Below are 14684 nucleotides of genomic sequence, written 5' to 3'. Positions count from 1 at the left end.
ACGGTCCACATGATGAGCTGCTGAATCAGTCATCCATCGGAAGGTTGACTTTCGGCTGATCGAGCCGGAGCATGCCGGGGTGAGCCACTTCGAGCACACGTCTGTCGGGTCGACCGCCCTGCCGGCCGACCTGGACGAAGCCGCGCACCGTTGCCTCGTCGCCGGATTCGACGGCGCCACGACCGTCCCGGACCCGCTCAAGGAGCTCGTCGACCGCGGCCTCGGCGGCGTCATCCTCTACACCCGCAACGTCCGCGACGCCGAGCAGGTGCGCCGTCTCACGGACGAACTGCGCGCGATACGCCCCGACCTCCTCGTCGCCATCGACAACGAGGGCGGCGGCATCGGTCACCTGGTCGCCGCCGGCGCCCCCGACATCCCCGGCCCCTACGCCCTCGGCGTCGTCGACGACCCGAACCTCACCGCCCGCTGCGCCGACGCGCTCGCCGCGCACCTGGCCGGCCTCGGCATCACCGCCGCCTACGCCCCCGTCGCCGACCTCCAGCGCCGGCCGGACAACCCGATCGTGCGCACCCGTTCCTTCGGCGCCGACCCCGAGCTCGCCGCCCGCCATCTGCGCGCCTGGATCACCGCGACCGAGGCCCGCGGCATCGCGTCCTGCGCCAAGCACTTCCCCGGCCACGGCGGAACCGTCACCGACAGCCACTTCGGCATCGCGGTCGACCCACGGCCGTACGACGCACTGCGCGCCGACCTCGAACCGTTCCGCGCGGCCGTCGACGCCGGGGTGCCGATGCTGATGAGCGCCCATGTGGTCTTCCCGGCGCTCGACCCCAACCGGCCCGCCACCCTCAGCCGGCGCATCCTGGGCGATCTGCTCCGCCACGACCTCGGCTTCGACGGCGTGCTCGTCGGCGACGCGCTGGAGATGAAGGCCATCGCCGACGAGTACGGCGAGGCGGCCGGCGCGCGTATCGCGCTCGCCTCGGGCGCGGACCAGGTGATCGTCGCCGTCGGCGACCTGAACGTCACCCTGGAGTGCCGGGACTCCGTGCTCGACGCGCTGCGCACCGGAGTCCTGCCGGAGGAGCGGATCCAGGAGGCCGCGGGGCGGGTGCGCAGGCTCGCCGGGCGGTACGCGACGCCCCCGGCATCCGACCGGACCGGCTGGGACACGGACGCCGGGATCGAAGCCGCGCGCCGAGCCGTACGGAGCCGGGGCATGCCGCCCACCGTGCGCGGGGCCCATGTGGTCGACCTGTTCCCGCCGCCGCACCCCGGGCTCAACTGGGGCGGCGAGGACCTGCTCAACGAGGTGCGCGTCGCCGATCCGACGGCGACGGGCACGGCGGTGACCGGTGAGTGCGCCGACCCGGACTCCCTCGTCGAGGGGATCGTGCGCCGCTGCGGTGCCGCCCCGCTGGTCGTGGCCACCTGCGACGCCGGGCTGCACCCTTGGCAGGTACGGCTGCGGGACGCCCTGTTGGCCCGGCGGCCGGACGCGGTACGGGTGGACACGGGACTGCCGGAGGGCGGCGTGCTGTGCTCGTACGGGCGAGGGCGGGTCAATCTGCGCGCCGTGGCGGAGGCGCTGGCCGGCGTCTGACGGGGTTGCGCCGGCCGCTGCCGGGCGTATGCAGGGGAGATGGACTCGAACCGGATCCCACCCGGCCCCGCTCCGGCGGCCTACGTCGTCGGCCTGGACGCCGGCGGCACCCGCACCCGCGCCGTCCTCGCGCGCCTCAGCGACGGTGAACCCGAGGGCGAGGGCGTCTCCGGGCCCGGCAACGCGCTGACCGTCCCGCTGCCCGACCTCACCGAGCACCTCACCGAGGCCCTCGCGCACGCCGTGCCGGAAGGGCCGCGCGGCCGGGTGGTGGCCGTGGCGGGCGGGTTCGCCGGCGCCTCGCGGACCGCGCCGGACGAGCCGGGGCGGACGAAGGCGCATGCCGCGCTGACCGTCGCGCTGTGCCGGCTGGGCATCGACGCCGGCTCGATCGAGATCCACAGCGACATCGAGGCCGCGTTCGCCTCCGCGCCCGGCAGCCCCGCCGACGGACTCGCCCTGGTGGCCGGCACCGGCGCGGTGGCGGTGCGCGTCACCGGCCGCGAGTGCGCGGCCACCGCCGGCGGCGACGGCTGGCTGCTCGGCGACGACGGCGGCGGCTTCTGGATCGGGCGTGAGGCGGTCCGGGCCGCGCTGCGCATGGCGGACGGCAGGGGCGGGCCGACGGCGCTGGGCGGGTGCGTCGGGCGGGCGTTGCAGGTACCCGAGGACGTCCTGCCGCCGGCCGCGCCAGACCCGTGCGGCACCGCCTCCTGGAGCCGGGCCCGGCGCGAGGCCTACCGCATGCGGGTGCTGCCCGCCGTCATGGACCGCCCGCCCGTCGAACTGGCCCTCCTCGCACCGCTGGTCGCCGAAGCGGCCCGGCAAGGGGACTCCGTCGCGGCGCGCATCCTCGACACGGCCGCGGATCACCTCGTCGCGACGGTCCGCGCCCTGGACCCCCGCCCCGGCGAGCGAATCGTCGTGACCGGTGGCCTGCTCGGTCCGGACGGCCCGCTCACCGACCTCCTCGCCGCCCGACTGCGCGCTCTCGGACTCGGGCTCGATCAGGTGGCGGACGGCTGCCGGGGTGCCGTTGTCCTGGCTCGCCTCGGCTGTGACCGGTGAGAGCGGGTGCGGCGGGCTTTCCCTGTGTGTTGCCCTCGGCGAGCGGATGGTCGTGACCGGTGGTTTGCTCGGTCCGGACGGCGCGGCAGCCGTCCCTGTGGCCGCCGGACTGCGCGCTCTGGGGCTCGCCCTTGACCAGGTGACGGACGGCTGCCGGGGTGCCGTTGTCCTGGCCCGCCTCGGTCATGGCCGGTGAGCGTGGCACGAGGGGTTCAGCGGGTGCGGCGGGGCTTCACGGCGTGTTGCGGGAGGATGTGGTCGGTCAGGGCCAGCGAGGCGCTCGCGCGCTGGTAGGTGAGCTGGGCGACGCGGACGTAGAGGCAGTCGATCAGCACCAGGACCGAGTGCCGGCCGCCGATGCCGGTGAGGAAGCTGGTCTCCGAGGCGGTCGAGATGAGCCGGATGTCGGCGGCCCTGGCGAGCGGTGAGCGCGGGTCCGAGGTGAGCGCCACGGTCGTCGCCCCGCGCTCCTTGGCGAGCTCCAGCGGCTCCACCGTCTCCCGGGTCGCCCCGGAGTGCGAGATGCCGATGGCCACGTCCGCCGGAGTGAGCAGGGCGGCGGAGGTGGCGGCGGCGTGCACCTCGGTCCAGCCGCGCACCGCGCAGCCGATGCGGAACAGCCGTGTCTCGGTCTCCTGGGCCACGGCCCCGCTGCCGCCGACGCCGTACACATCGATCCGGCGGGCCCGCGCCGCCGCCTGAGCGGCCCGCTCGATCGCGTCGAGGTCGATGCGGTCGACGGTCTGCTGCACCGCGCGCAGATCCGTGCTGCCCACGACCTGCACGACCCGCTCCAGGGAGTCGTCGGGGGAGATGTCCGGGCCGATCTCGGCGGTGCCCCAGTCGGAGGCCTGGCCGCGGCCGCGCTCCTGGGCCAGCTCGATCAGCAGATGCTGGTAGGAGTCGAGGCCGATGGCACGGCAGAAGCGGGTCACCGTCGCCTGGGAGGTGCCGGTGCGGCGGCCCAGCTCGGCGGCCGAACAGTGGGTGACGGCCGCCGGATCCTCCAGGATCAGCTCGCCGACCTTCCGCAGGGAGCCGGCCAGCCGGGGCAGTTCGGTGCGGATCAGTGCGGTGACGTCGGTCGGGGGCATGAGGGAGAAGGTAGCAGCCACCGGGTTGCGCGCCTGTTGAATGCCAGGACCGAAAGCGGCTGGAGGTGGGACGTCTGGGTGGCGGGCGGAAGCAGGATCGGGGGACGGCCCGTTGCCCGCACCGGTCGGCTGTGATTCGATGATTCATCCACGCGGTCGTACAGGGTGGTTTCATCCAACGCAGGGAGTTGCGTGTGTCCGACGAGTCCGTCAGCGCCTGGCGCTTCGCGCGCGAGAGCATGGCCGTCCTCGACCGCCTGACCGAGTCCGCCCGTGCCGACGTGGCCCGCGCCGCCGGACTGATCGCCGACTGCGTACGCGCGGACGGCGTGATCCAGGCCTTCGGCACCGGCCACTCCCAGGCGCTCGTCCTCGAACTCGCCGGCCGGGCCGGTGGGTTGGTGCCGACGAACCGCCTGAGCATCGCCGATCTCGTCCTGTACGGCGGCGAGCCCCCGAGCGCCCTGGACGATCCGCTGCTGGAGCGCCGGGCCGGGGTCGCCGCCCGGATCTACGAACTGGCCGACCCGCGCCCCCAGGACCTCTTCGTCGTGATCTCCAACTCCGGCGTCAACAACGTCATCGTGGAGATGGCCCTCCAGGCCAGGGAGCACGGTCACCGTGTCCTCGCCATCACCTCCCTCGCGCACACCCGCGCCGTCCCCGCCGGGCACCCGAGCGGCAGGAAGCTCGCCGACCTCGCGGACGTCGTCCTCGACAACGCCGCCCCGCGCGGCGACGCGCTGATGGAACTGCCGGGCGGCGGCGCGGTGTGCGCGCTGTCCACCCTGACCGGCGTCCTGCTGGTCCAGATGGCCGTCGCGGAGGCCTCCGCCCTGCTCCTCGCCGCCGGGGAGCGGCCGCCCGTGTATGTGTCCGCCAATGTGCCGGGCGGATTCGAGGGCAACCTGGAGCTGGAGAAGCGGTACGCCGGACGGATCCGGCGCACCGCGAGCTGATCGCTCCGCGCGAGCGGCACGCGGGCGCCTGCGGGCGCACACTGGAAGGGTGCTGTCGGTGCTCAAGGGGGTGTCGGCATGGCTGCGTCGGAGTGTCAGAGGGTGCGGCTGTGGAGGTGGCGACGCAATCCGCTGAGGCGGCGCTGCGACGTCATCGAGGCCTGGGTCGTGCTGTGCGGATGGCTGTTCGCGCTGAGCGGCGCCGTGTTCGGCGGTCTCGCCGCGGCGGACGCGGTGGTGCGGTCGGCGGAGCAGCAACGGGCCGAGAGCCACAAGGTGACGGCCGTACTGGTGAAGGACGCCGAGGATCCCGGGCCCGCCCGCGTGACCTCCGACCATCTGGTCTGGTCCACCGTCCGCTGGACCGACCCGAACGGCGTGGTCCGCACGGACGACGCACGCGTGCCGCCCAAGACGAAGGCGGGCGGCAAGGTCGCGGTGTGGACGGACCACACCGGCGTCCTGCCCAAGCAGCCGCTGTCCGAGACCGAGATCCTGCTGCACTCCGTCGCGGGCGGCGTCCTGGCCGGCGCCGGCGCCGCCGGGGTCGTGCTCGGCTCCGCCTGGGTGGTACGGCTGGGGATGGAGCGGCGGCGCCTGGAGCAGTGGGCCGCGGAGTGGGAGCGGCTGGACACGCCGTGGGGGTGGAAGACCGGCTGACGGCCCCACGACCTGCGAAGCGGTGGGACCGCGTGGGCTCACAGGCCCCGGAGCGACTCCGGGGCCGTAGTCGTTCGACCCTCGGCCGTCACTTGACGTCCGCGCTCGGCAACGCCGACGGGGACGCGGTGTTCAGGTCCTCCAGGCCCTTCGGGATGGCCAGCGTCAGAACCGGCGAGCCCGGCTGGGGCGCGGGCGGGGTCATCTGCTCCTTGGGGAGCTTCGGCGGCGTGGTCTGCTGGAAGTTGTTCGCGTCGAAGTTCACCATGCCCGTCTTCTCCAGGACCGTCATGTGGTCGAGCACGGTGTCGTTCGCGAGGTCCGCCAGCTGACGGACCAGGGTGTTCTGCGTGGTGCCCCGGATCTTCGCGATCGCCGGGAAGATCTGCCCGTGCGTCACCCGCATGATCGCGACACCGGTGGCGTCGAACTCCTTGCCCGTCTTGGAGTCCACCGTCGCCACGAACTGCTGCTGCTGCGGGCTGGCCTGGTTGGGCAGCGTGATGTTCAGCTCGGACGCGAGCTTGCGGCAGGCGAGGTCGAGGCGGGCGTGTCCGACGACCAGGTGTTCGCCGGCCTCCTTCATCTCCGGGGTGGTCCCGCGCTGCATCGCCATCATGCCCAGCGGGTGCTCCCACAGGCCGGCGGCGCGGACCTTGACCACGAAGTCCCGGTCGGCCTCGGTCAGCGGCCCGTACTGGGTGTTGGCGATGACGCGGTCCTGGTTGGCAGAAGTGGTCTCCACGCCCACCATGGCGGGGTAGGCGAGGGCGGAGAGGGTGAGGACGAGGGCGCCTCCCACGAAGACGGTGCCTACCATGCGGCGTGAGATGGGCATCGTGTCTCCTGACGTGAACGGCTCGGTACCCCCTGAGGTACGGATGCGACGCGGGAAACAATCATCGCCGGGGGAAAAAATTTGCGGCCCGCGGTGCGTCGTCCGTCACAACCCACCGCGAAGGGCGCGTACGGCGGCCGCCGTTCGGCCGCTACGCCGCCACCAGGCCGGTCACCCGACGTACGTACTCGGTCGGGTGCGTGACGTGCGGGATGTGTCCGGCGCCTTCGAGGGCTCCACGAACTGCCCGTGCCTCGGCGAGTGTTTCACCGGCCCGCAGCCGGTCCACGACGGCTGCCATCCGCCGCCCGCCGCCACCTCGTGGAAGAGCTCGACGCCGTTCACCACGACCTGTGCCATGTCCGTTCTCTCCTGCGGTCGGTCAGCGCAGGTTGCGTTCGAAGAACGTCATCGTGGCGTCCATCGAGTCCGGCCAACGCGGGCCGAAGGTGTGCCCCTCGCCGCGGTACGTCCGCAGCACCACGTCCTTGCCGGCCGCCTCGAACGCGGCGACGGTCTCCCTGGTCCAGGCCAGCGGGCAGGTGTCGTCGGCGGTGCCGTGGTGGATCAGCAGGGGTTCGGTGGCCCGGTCGGCGTAGGTGATCGGTGAGACCTGCCGCCAGAACTCGGGGTTCTCCTCCGGCGTCCCGTGCGCGTCCTCGATCTGCTCCACCAGCGGGTCGCCCTCGGGCCGCTGGAAGTGGTCGATGTTCTCCTCCGGGCGCGAGCTGACCGGCGCGAACACGACGGCCGCGTCGACCAGCCCCGGCGCAACGACCAGCGCGTTGTACACCACCCCGCCGCCCATCGACCGCCCCAGCAGTCCGATCCGCTCGTCGTCGACGTCCGGGCGGGCGGCTGAGCGCAGGGCGAGTACGGCCCCGATCACGTCCTCGGTGTAGCCGAGACGCAGGTTGACGTCGTTGTCGGGGTCGTCGTCGGAGCCCGCGTGGTTGCGGTAGTCCGTGTGCAGGACGACATAGCCGTTGCGGGCGAGGAGGTCCTGCTCGCGGGGCATGCCACGGCCGGTGGTGTAGACATCCGGGTCGATGTAGCCGTGCGCCAGGACCAGCGCCGGGAACGGGCCCCTGCCCCTGGGGACGTTCATGATCCCCGAGATCGTCAGGCCGTCGGACCGGTAGGTGACGGCGTACTGCGTGTAGGCGTCGGTACGGGCACGTACCGCACCGAGGCGCAGGTCCGAGCCCCGGTGCTCGCTCCGCATCAGGGCCGGGAGGGAGACCGGGTCGGCCGGCGTGGGGGTGGACGAGGCCGAGGCTGTCGTGGCGGGGGCTCCGCCGTCGGCCGGGGCCGAGGTGGACGGGGTGCGCGGGGGAGCGGTGGCCGCGCCGTCGGCTCCGGTGCAGCCGAGGGCGGCCACCAGCGTCAGGGCGGCGGCGAGACCGGTGAGGGCCCGAGGTGACCGCATGGGGTCGAGTATGGCGCGGATCGGCGGGGCCGGCCCCTGGGGTGTTCGGCCGTACGTCGCGGCGGCGGTGGCGGCCGCGCACATCCGGTGCAGCGCGGCCACGCACATCCGGTACGGCGCGGTCGCGGCGTCGGCACGGCTCAGTCGAGCCAGTCGGCCACGAGAAGAGCGAACTCGTCGGGTGTGGTGACGCGGATGCCGAGCTCTTCGGCCTTGGCGCGTTTGGAGCCGGCGGCCTCTCCGGCAACCACGAGGCTCGTCCTCTTGGACACGCTGGAGGAGGAGCGGCCGCCGGCCCGTTCGACGAGTTCGTTCACCTGGTTGCGGCTGAGCTTCTCCAGCGGACCGGTCATGGCGCCGGTCACCACCACGGTCATCCCGGTGAGCGGGAGGCCGGCCGGGGCGTCGGTCACGGCGGGTTCGGTGCCGGTGACGTCCGCGGGTGTGAAGGTGGCGCCCGGTTCGGTCATGTTGACCCCGGCGGCGGCCATCTTGTCGATCAGCCCGGCGAGTTCGGCGAGCTCGGCGACGATGCTCGGCGCCTTCTCGGCTCCGATGCCCTCGACCTGCTGCAACTGGTCGGCGTCGGCGGCACGGATGTTGTCCATGGTGGCGAAGTACCGGGCGATACGGCGGGACATGGAGCGGCCGGTGCCACGGATGCCGAGGGCGCACAGCACCCGCGACAGAGGGCGTGTCCGGGCCGTGGCGAGGGCGGCCAGGAGGTTGTCCGTGCTGGTCTCACCCATCCGTTCCAGTCCGAGGAGCTGCTCGCGGGTCAGCGTGAAGAGGTCGGCGAGATCCGCGACCAGGCCGGCCTCGACGAGCTGCACGACGCGGGTGGCGCCCAGTCCCTCGATGTCGAGCTGGTCGCGGCCGGCGGCGTAGGAGAGGGAGGCGACCAGGTGGCAGTTGCGTCCCTGCTCGCACCGCCAGCGCTCCTGGGTGGCGTCGATGGCCGAGCCGCAGCGCGGACACGCCTCGGGGAAGGCGATCGGTCTCTCGTCGCCGGTGCGCAGCTGGGCGACCGGGGCCTCGATGCGCGGAATGACGTCACCGGCGCGGTGGACCATCACATGGTCGCCGAGCCGCAGGTCGCGCCGGGTGATGTCGGACGGGTTGTGGAGCGTGGCGTAGGTGATGGTGGAGCCGTCGATCTCGACCGGCTCCAGGACGCCGCGAGGGGCGATGATGCCGGTGCGGCCGACATTCCACTCGACCTCCAGCAGCCGGGTGATCTTCTCCACGGCGGGCAGCTTGTAGGCGATCGCCCAGCGCGGGGCCCGCGATCCGGATCCGGCCGCCCGCTGGTCGGCGGCGAGGTCGGCCTTGACGACGATCCCGTCGATCCCGAACGGCAGCTCGGCACGGAGCGCGGCTATCTCCCGCACCCGGGTCAGCACCTCGTCCGGGGTGGCGGCGGTGACCCCGGGCACCGCGGTGGCGGCCGTGGTGTGCACGCCCAACTTCCCGGCCAGGGCCATGAGTTCGCTGTGCGCGAGGCCGTCCAGCCGTGCGGCCAGGGCAGCGTCGGTGTCGGGCAGCGGGAGCAGGCCGTACCCGAAGAAGGTCATCGGGACCGAGTAGGCGCGGTCCTTGGCCCGCAGGGTGCCCGCGGCCGCGTTGCGGGGGTTGGCGAACGGCTGCCCGCCGTGCGCGGTGCGCACCTCGTTGGCGTGCTCGAACTGCGCGCCGGTCATCAGGACTTCGCCGCGCACCTCCACGCTGACCGGCTCCGCCAGGGTCTCCGGCAGGCCCTCGATGGTCCTCATCGCGTGCGAGACGTCCTCCCCGGCCGTCCCGTCACCGCGCGTGATCAGCCGGGTGAGCCGCCCCTGTGTGTAGCGGGCCGCGATGGCGAGACCGTCGAGCTTCGCCTCGACGCTGTACCGCTGCGACTCGTGCCCGATCCGGCGGGCCAGCGAGGCCGTCCACGCCGTGAACTGCTCGGCCGAGAACACGTTGTCCAGGCTCAGCATCGGGACCGTGTGCGGCACATCGCCCTCGACGGCGCCGCCGGCGACCTTCCCGGTCGGCGACTCGGCGAGCACCTGATCGGGATGGCCGGCCTCCCAGGCGGCGATCCCCCGCACCAGCCGGTCGTAGGTGTCGTCGTCCAGCGGGGACGTGCCGTCGGTGTAGTAGGCCGCCGCGGCCCGCACGACGTCCCCGACCGCCTGCGCGTAGCCGGCGGCGTCCACGATTTGCGCAACTGATGTCGTCATGGCCGTCATCCTGCCTGCCACCACTGACAACGCCGCCGTGACCGGCCTCGGACCCGGACGGTACGACCGGCGCTGCGCCTCCCGCCGCCGAGGCGATCCGTTGTGATGCCCGTCACGTAGGGATTAGGGTGATACCGCTTGAGAAGCCCGCCGGGCCGTGGGCCGAGCGGCGGCGCGCGACCGGGTCGGCTTCGCGTGAGGGAAGTGGTCCCGTTGTCCGTCGCCTGGGACGACATCGGCGGTCTTGTCGATGCCCACGAGAGATTCCTCGCCGGCTCACTGGTCGAGTCGGACGTCCGGGACTCCGTGCTCGACTCCTGGAAGCGCTGCCGCTCGGTAGGGCTCCAGCCGCATCGACTGCTGGTTCCGTACACCGAGGGCCTCACCCTGGACGACCGGTTCCTGCGCGCCGCCCGCCCGGTCCTGACCGACCTGGGCGAATCCCTCGCCGGCGTGAGCATGGTGATCGCGGTCTGCGACGGACAGGGCCGCATGGTCCACCGGCTCGGCGGCGACCGGCGGCTGAGCGAGCGGCTCGACGCCGTGCAGTTCGCTCCCGGCTACGACGCCTCGGAGCCGGTGGTCGGCACCAACGGCGTCGGCACCGCCCTCGCCGAGCGCGGCCCCGTCTACATCGCCGGCCGCGAGCACTTCGCCGACTGCCTCCAGCCCTTCGCCTGCGCGGGAGCGCCCGTCCGGGACCCGCTCAGCGGACGCATCGAGGCCGTCGTCGACCTCACCTGTCTGCGCGACCAGGGCGACCCCGTCATGGTCCGGATGGTCCGGGAGGCCGCCCGGGGCATCGAGGCCCGGCTGCTGGAGCAGGCCGGCCGACGCGAACGCGCCCTCCTCGCCGCGTACCGGCGCGCCGACGGCCTGGCGCGGGGCTGGCCGAGGCAGCCCGAGGAGCCGCGGTCCGACCGTGCCGACGGCGCTGTGGACCGGATCGACATGGCAGTGCTGCGTGAGAAGGCCGAGGAACTCATCGCCGCCCCGCACCGCACCTTCGACGAGGTCACGCTGCCCAGCGGCCGGACCGCCACGCTGCTGCTCCGCGAGGTCAGGGGCGCGGCGGGGGAGAGCGGCGTCGCCGTCGAGGTCAGGGTGGCCGGCGGCCCTCGCCTCCGCCATGTCGGGCCGGCCCCCTCGCCGGACGGGGCGGCGGCGAAAGGACCGAAAGGACGGGAGTCGGAGGGCCCGGCGGCTCCCACCGCGGCCGGAGCCGGAGCCGGAGCCGGCGCCGCGTGGCCCGTCGTCTCCCCGACGGAGCCGCCGACCGCACCGAAGCCGGACGGGGCGGGCGGCCCCACCGCGGGCGCCGATGCCTCCCCGTCCAGTCGGCCCGTCGTCTCCCCGACGGAGCCGCCGACCGCACCGAAGCCGGACGGCGCGGGCGGCCCCACCGCGGGCGCCGATGCCTCCCCGTCCAGTCGGCCCGTCGTACCCCCGACGGAGCCGCCGACCGCACCGAAGCCGCCCGTCGCCGCCGGCCCCGACGCGTCCCCGTCCCGTCGGCCCGTCCAGCCACCCCCCGACGACGTCACCGCCGTACCCCGGCCACTTCCCGCGACCCACCCGCACCCCGACGGCGAACCCGCCGGTGCCGAAGGCTGGCTGTTGCTGATCGGGGAGCCCGGGGTCGGGCGGCTGGCGGTGCTGGCGCGGCGGCGGCTGGAGTTGCTGCACGACGCGAGCGTGCGGATCGGCACCACGCTGGACGTCACCCGCACCGCCGAGGAACTCGCCGAGGTGACCGTCCCCCGGTTCGCCGACTTCGTCGCCGTCGACCTGCCCGACTCGGTGCTGCGCGGCGAGGAGCCGGAGGCACTCGGCGGCCGGACCGCGCTGCGCCGGGTCGCCATCCGGGCCGTACGCGCGCAGCCGCACAACCTCTACGAGGTCGGCGACAGCGTCGAGTACGTCCCCTCCACGCCGCAGGCCCGCTCCCTGGAGACCAGGCAGTCCGTGATGGAACCCGTCCTGACGGAGGCCGCCGGGTGGATCGCGCAGGACCCGGAGCGGCTGCGACCCGTGCTCTCCGCGGGCATCCACTCCCTGATCACCGTGCCGCTGCGGGCCCGCGGCACGACCCTCGGCGTGGTCAGCTTCTACCGCTCCCTACAGCCCGCGTCCTTCGAGGACGACGACCTCTCCCTCGCCCAGGAGGTGGTCGGCCGCGCGGCGATCTGCATCGACAACGCCCGCCGCTACACCCGTGAGCACAACACCGCCCTCGCCCTGCAACGCAGCCTGCTGCCGCGGGGCCGCTCCGAGCAGAGTGCCGTCGAGGTCGCCTACCGCTATCTGCCCGCCCAGGCCGGCGTCGGCGGCGACTGGTTCGACGTCATCCCGCTGTCCGGCGCCCGGGTCGCGCTGGTCGTCGGCGACGTCGTCGGGCACGGTCTGCTTGCCGCCGCGACGATGGGCCGGCTGCGCACCGCCGTGCACAACTTCTGCTCCCTGGACCTGTCGCCCGACGACCTCCTCACCCACCTCGACGACCTGGTCGGCCGGCTGGACAGGGGCGAGGGCTGGGCGGCGGAGAACAGCCCGGACTCCGGCATCGTCGGAGCCACCTGTCTGTACGCCGTCTACGATCCGGTGTCCCGGCGCTGCACCCTCACCCGCGCCGGGCACCCCCAGCCCGCCGTGGTCGCCCCCGACGGCACGGTCGAGTTCGTCGACCTGCCTTCCGGCCCGCCCCTCGGCCTGGGCGGGATGCCGTTCGAGACGGTCGAGCTGGAGCTGGCCGAGGGCAGCCGGCTGGTGCTCTACACCGACGGTCTGGTCGAGGACCGGCACCGTGACATCGACGCCGGGCTCGACAAGCTCCGTGCCGTGCTGGCCGGCGACACCGGGTCGCCCGAGGAGACCTGTGACGCCGTTCTCGACGCCCTGCTCCCGGCCCGCCCCGGCGACGACGTGGCGCTGCTCGTCGCCCGCACCCACACCCTGACCACCGACCGGGTGGCCCAGTGGGAGCTGCCCTGCGACCCGGCGGTCGTCTCCCGGGCACGCGTGGCGGTCACCGACCAGCTCGCCGCCTGGGGCCTCGACCACCTGGCCTTCACCACCGAACTGATCGCCAGCGAACTCGTCACCAACGCCATCCGGCACGCCACCGGCGGCCCCGTCCAGCTCCGTCTGCTCCGCGACCGCGCCCTGATCTGCGAGGTCTCCGACGGCAGCGGCACCTCGCCCCGGCTGCGCCAGGCCCGCAGCACGGACGAGGGCGGCCGCGGGCTGTTCCTCGTCGCCCAGCTCACCGAGCGCTGGGGCACCCGCCACACACCCGACGGCAAGATCATCTGGACCGAGCAGCCGCTCCCGTGAAGCCGGCCCCGCCGACCGTCACGGCACCTGCGGCAGCCCCGGCCCGGCACACCGTACATCCGTCTCCGGGACCACCCCGTCGACGAGATACGCCGCCACCGTGCCGTCCACGCACCCGTTCCCCCGGCTGGCGAACACGCCGTGCGAGTAGTCGTCTTCGAGGACCACCAGCCGGGAACCGGGCAGCACCTCCCGCAGTCGTCGGGCCCCCTCGATGGGCGTCACCGGGTCGTGCGCGGACGCCACCAGCAGGGCCGGCGGCGCGGCCGGACTGCCCAGCGGTGTACGGCGATCGGGGCGGTGGTGCCAGTAGGCGCAGGTCGTGGCCTCCAGGCCGGTCAGGACCGGCTGCGCGTCCAGCCGGCGTATGCGGCGGATGTCCGCGACGATCTCGCCCGGCGCCGGACCCGGCCCGTCCGCGCACTTCACGATCCGGTTGGCGGCCTCGTAGTTGCGGGACTCAGGGCCGTCGAAGGCGGAGGCGGGGCGCAGCGCGTCCACGCTCCCGTCCGTCAAGAATGCGCGCAGCCCGTCGGCCAGGCCCGCCCAGCGTTCGGTGCGGCCGAGGGCCCGGTAGACGGCACGGTCGAACTCCGCCGGGCCGAAGTCGCCGGCCGCACGGGCCGTGAGCCCCTGCCGCACCCGCAGATACGACCGCCTCACGGCCTCCCCGTCACCGCCGAGCCCGAAGCGGTTCGCGTGTGCGGCGGTCCAGGAGAAGAAGGTGTCGCGGGCGCGCAGCAGCGCCCGGCTCTGGATCACGTCGAAGTCGTACCAGTCCCACGGCCCGACCACGCTGTCCAGGACCATGCGGTCCACCCGGTGCGGGAACCGTGCCGTGTAGGCCGCGCCCAGGTAACTGCCGTACGAGACACCGAGGAAGCTCATGCGCGGCTCGCCCAGGGCGGCGCGGATCGCGTCCATGTCGTACGCCGTCTGCTCGGTGGACAGGTGCGGCAGCGGCCGGGTGCCCGCGCCGGCCGCGCAGTCGTCGGCCATGTGCCGCTGTGCGCTCAGATAGCGCTGCTCGGCGCGAGGGCCGACCGGCACCGGGTCCGTGCCCGGTGTGGTGAACAGGCCGCCCATCGTGCCGCAGTCGACCGGCGCGCTGTGGCCCACGCCGCGCGGGTCGAAGCCGATGACGTCGTACGAACGCCGCACGCTCGCCGGGAGTTTGGCTCGCTTGGTCACCGCGTAGGGGAGCCCGGAGCCGCCTGGGCCGCCGGGGTTCACCAGCAGGATGCCGCGTCGCTCGGCGGGGGTGCCGGAGGCGGGGACGCGGGAGACGGCGATCTCGATGCGCGGGCCGGACGGGTCGCGCCGGTCGAGCGGGACGGTGAGGTGCCCGCACTCCACGCGGTCCGGTGCGGGCGGGCTCGGTACGGACTCCGGGCAGGCGCCGAAGGTGAGCGAGGCCGCGGCTCGGGCGGAGGCGGTGGCGGGGAGCAGGGTGGCTGCGGCGGTCAGGGCGCACAGCAGCGCGGTGGCGCGTGCCGGTAGGGACATGGTCT

At 73.8% G+C, this 14684-nt stretch carries 11 protein-coding genes; 5 read left to right on the top strand and 6 right to left on the bottom strand.

Going from position 1 to position 14684, the window contains the following annotated elements:
* Nucleotides 1-79 precede the first annotated feature (79 nt).
* A complete protein-coding gene (locus tag ACIQWG_RS32540; protein ID WP_404102189.1) occupies nucleotides 80-1567 on the top strand; it encodes a glycoside hydrolase family 3 N-terminal domain-containing protein in 1488 nt (495 codons plus the stop codon).
* Nucleotides 1568-1606: 39 nt separating this feature from the next.
* Nucleotides 1607-2635 carry an N-acetylglucosamine kinase gene (locus ACIQWG_RS32535; protein WP_404102187.1) on the top strand — a complete coding sequence of 343 codons (1029 nt, stop codon included), beginning with the start codon at nucleotides 1607-1609 and terminating at the stop codon, nucleotides 2633-2635.
* Nucleotides 2636-2847: 212 nt separating this feature from the next.
* Here ACIQWG_RS32535 and ACIQWG_RS32530 read toward each other — a convergent pair whose 3' ends face one another.
* On the bottom strand, nucleotides 2848-3729 hold the full coding sequence (locus tag ACIQWG_RS32530; RefSeq protein ID WP_404102186.1) for a MurR/RpiR family transcriptional regulator: 882 nt from the start codon (nucleotides 3727-3729) through the stop codon (nucleotides 2848-2850).
* Nucleotides 3730-3923: 194 nt separating this feature from the next.
* On the opposite strand from ACIQWG_RS32530, the gene ACIQWG_RS32525 reads away from it, so the two are divergent.
* Entirely contained in the window at nucleotides 3924-4688 is a 765-nt protein-coding gene (locus tag ACIQWG_RS32525) for a sugar isomerase domain-containing protein (RefSeq protein WP_404102184.1), read from the top strand.
* A 78-nt stretch (nucleotides 4689-4766) separates the two neighbouring features.
* Nucleotides 4767-5348: a hypothetical protein gene (locus ACIQWG_RS32520; RefSeq protein WP_404102182.1), complete on the top strand. Its 582-nt coding sequence runs from the start codon at nucleotides 4767-4769 to the stop codon at nucleotides 5346-5348.
* A gap of 88 nt (nucleotides 5349-5436) precedes the next feature.
* Here ACIQWG_RS32520 and ACIQWG_RS32515 read toward each other — a convergent pair whose 3' ends face one another.
* From ACIQWG_RS32515 to ligA, 4 genes are all read right to left on the bottom strand, one after another.
* The gene (locus ACIQWG_RS32515) at nucleotides 5437-6186 is read right to left on the bottom strand and encodes a DUF4142 domain-containing protein (protein ID WP_404102180.1); all 750 of its coding nucleotides are present in this window, start codon (nucleotides 6184-6186) and stop codon (nucleotides 5437-5439) included.
* Between the two features lie 151 nt (nucleotides 6187-6337).
* Complete coding sequence (locus ACIQWG_RS32510; protein ID WP_404102178.1) at nucleotides 6338-6487, bottom strand: hypothetical protein; 150 nt, start codon at nucleotides 6485-6487, stop codon at nucleotides 6338-6340.
* An 81-nt stretch (nucleotides 6488-6568) separates the two neighbouring features.
* Entirely contained in the window at nucleotides 6569-7717 is a 1149-nt protein-coding gene (locus ACIQWG_RS32505) for an alpha/beta hydrolase family protein (protein WP_404102176.1), read from the bottom strand.
* 38 nt (nucleotides 7718-7755) lie between these two features.
* Nucleotides 7756-9840 carry an NAD-dependent DNA ligase LigA gene (ligA, locus tag ACIQWG_RS32500; RefSeq protein ID WP_404102174.1) on the bottom strand — a complete coding sequence of 695 codons (2085 nt, stop codon included), beginning with the start codon at nucleotides 9838-9840 and terminating at the stop codon, nucleotides 7756-7758.
* Between the two features lie 204 nt (nucleotides 9841-10044).
* Here ligA and ACIQWG_RS32495 point away from each other — a divergent pair, with 204 nt between their 5' ends.
* Nucleotides 10045-13173 (top strand): SpoIIE family protein phosphatase, encoded by a 3129-nt coding sequence (locus tag ACIQWG_RS32495; RefSeq protein ID WP_404102522.1) that lies wholly within the window; start codon nucleotides 10045-10047, stop codon nucleotides 13171-13173.
* An 18-nt stretch (nucleotides 13174-13191) separates the two neighbouring features.
* On the opposite strand, the gene ACIQWG_RS32490 is transcribed toward ACIQWG_RS32495, so the two are convergent.
* Nucleotides 13192-14679 carry an alpha/beta hydrolase gene (locus ACIQWG_RS32490; RefSeq protein ID WP_404102173.1) on the bottom strand — a complete coding sequence of 496 codons (1488 nt, stop codon included), beginning with the start codon at nucleotides 14677-14679 and terminating at the stop codon, nucleotides 13192-13194.
* Between the last annotated feature and the right edge of the window lie 5 nt (nucleotides 14680-14684).

Origin of the sequence: Streptomyces sp. NPDC098781, assembly GCF_044759995.1 — a bacterium.
Lineage (GTDB): Bacteria > Actinomycetota > Actinomycetes > Streptomycetales > Streptomycetaceae > Streptomyces.
This window is presented reverse-complemented; position numbering and strand designations above follow the sequence as displayed.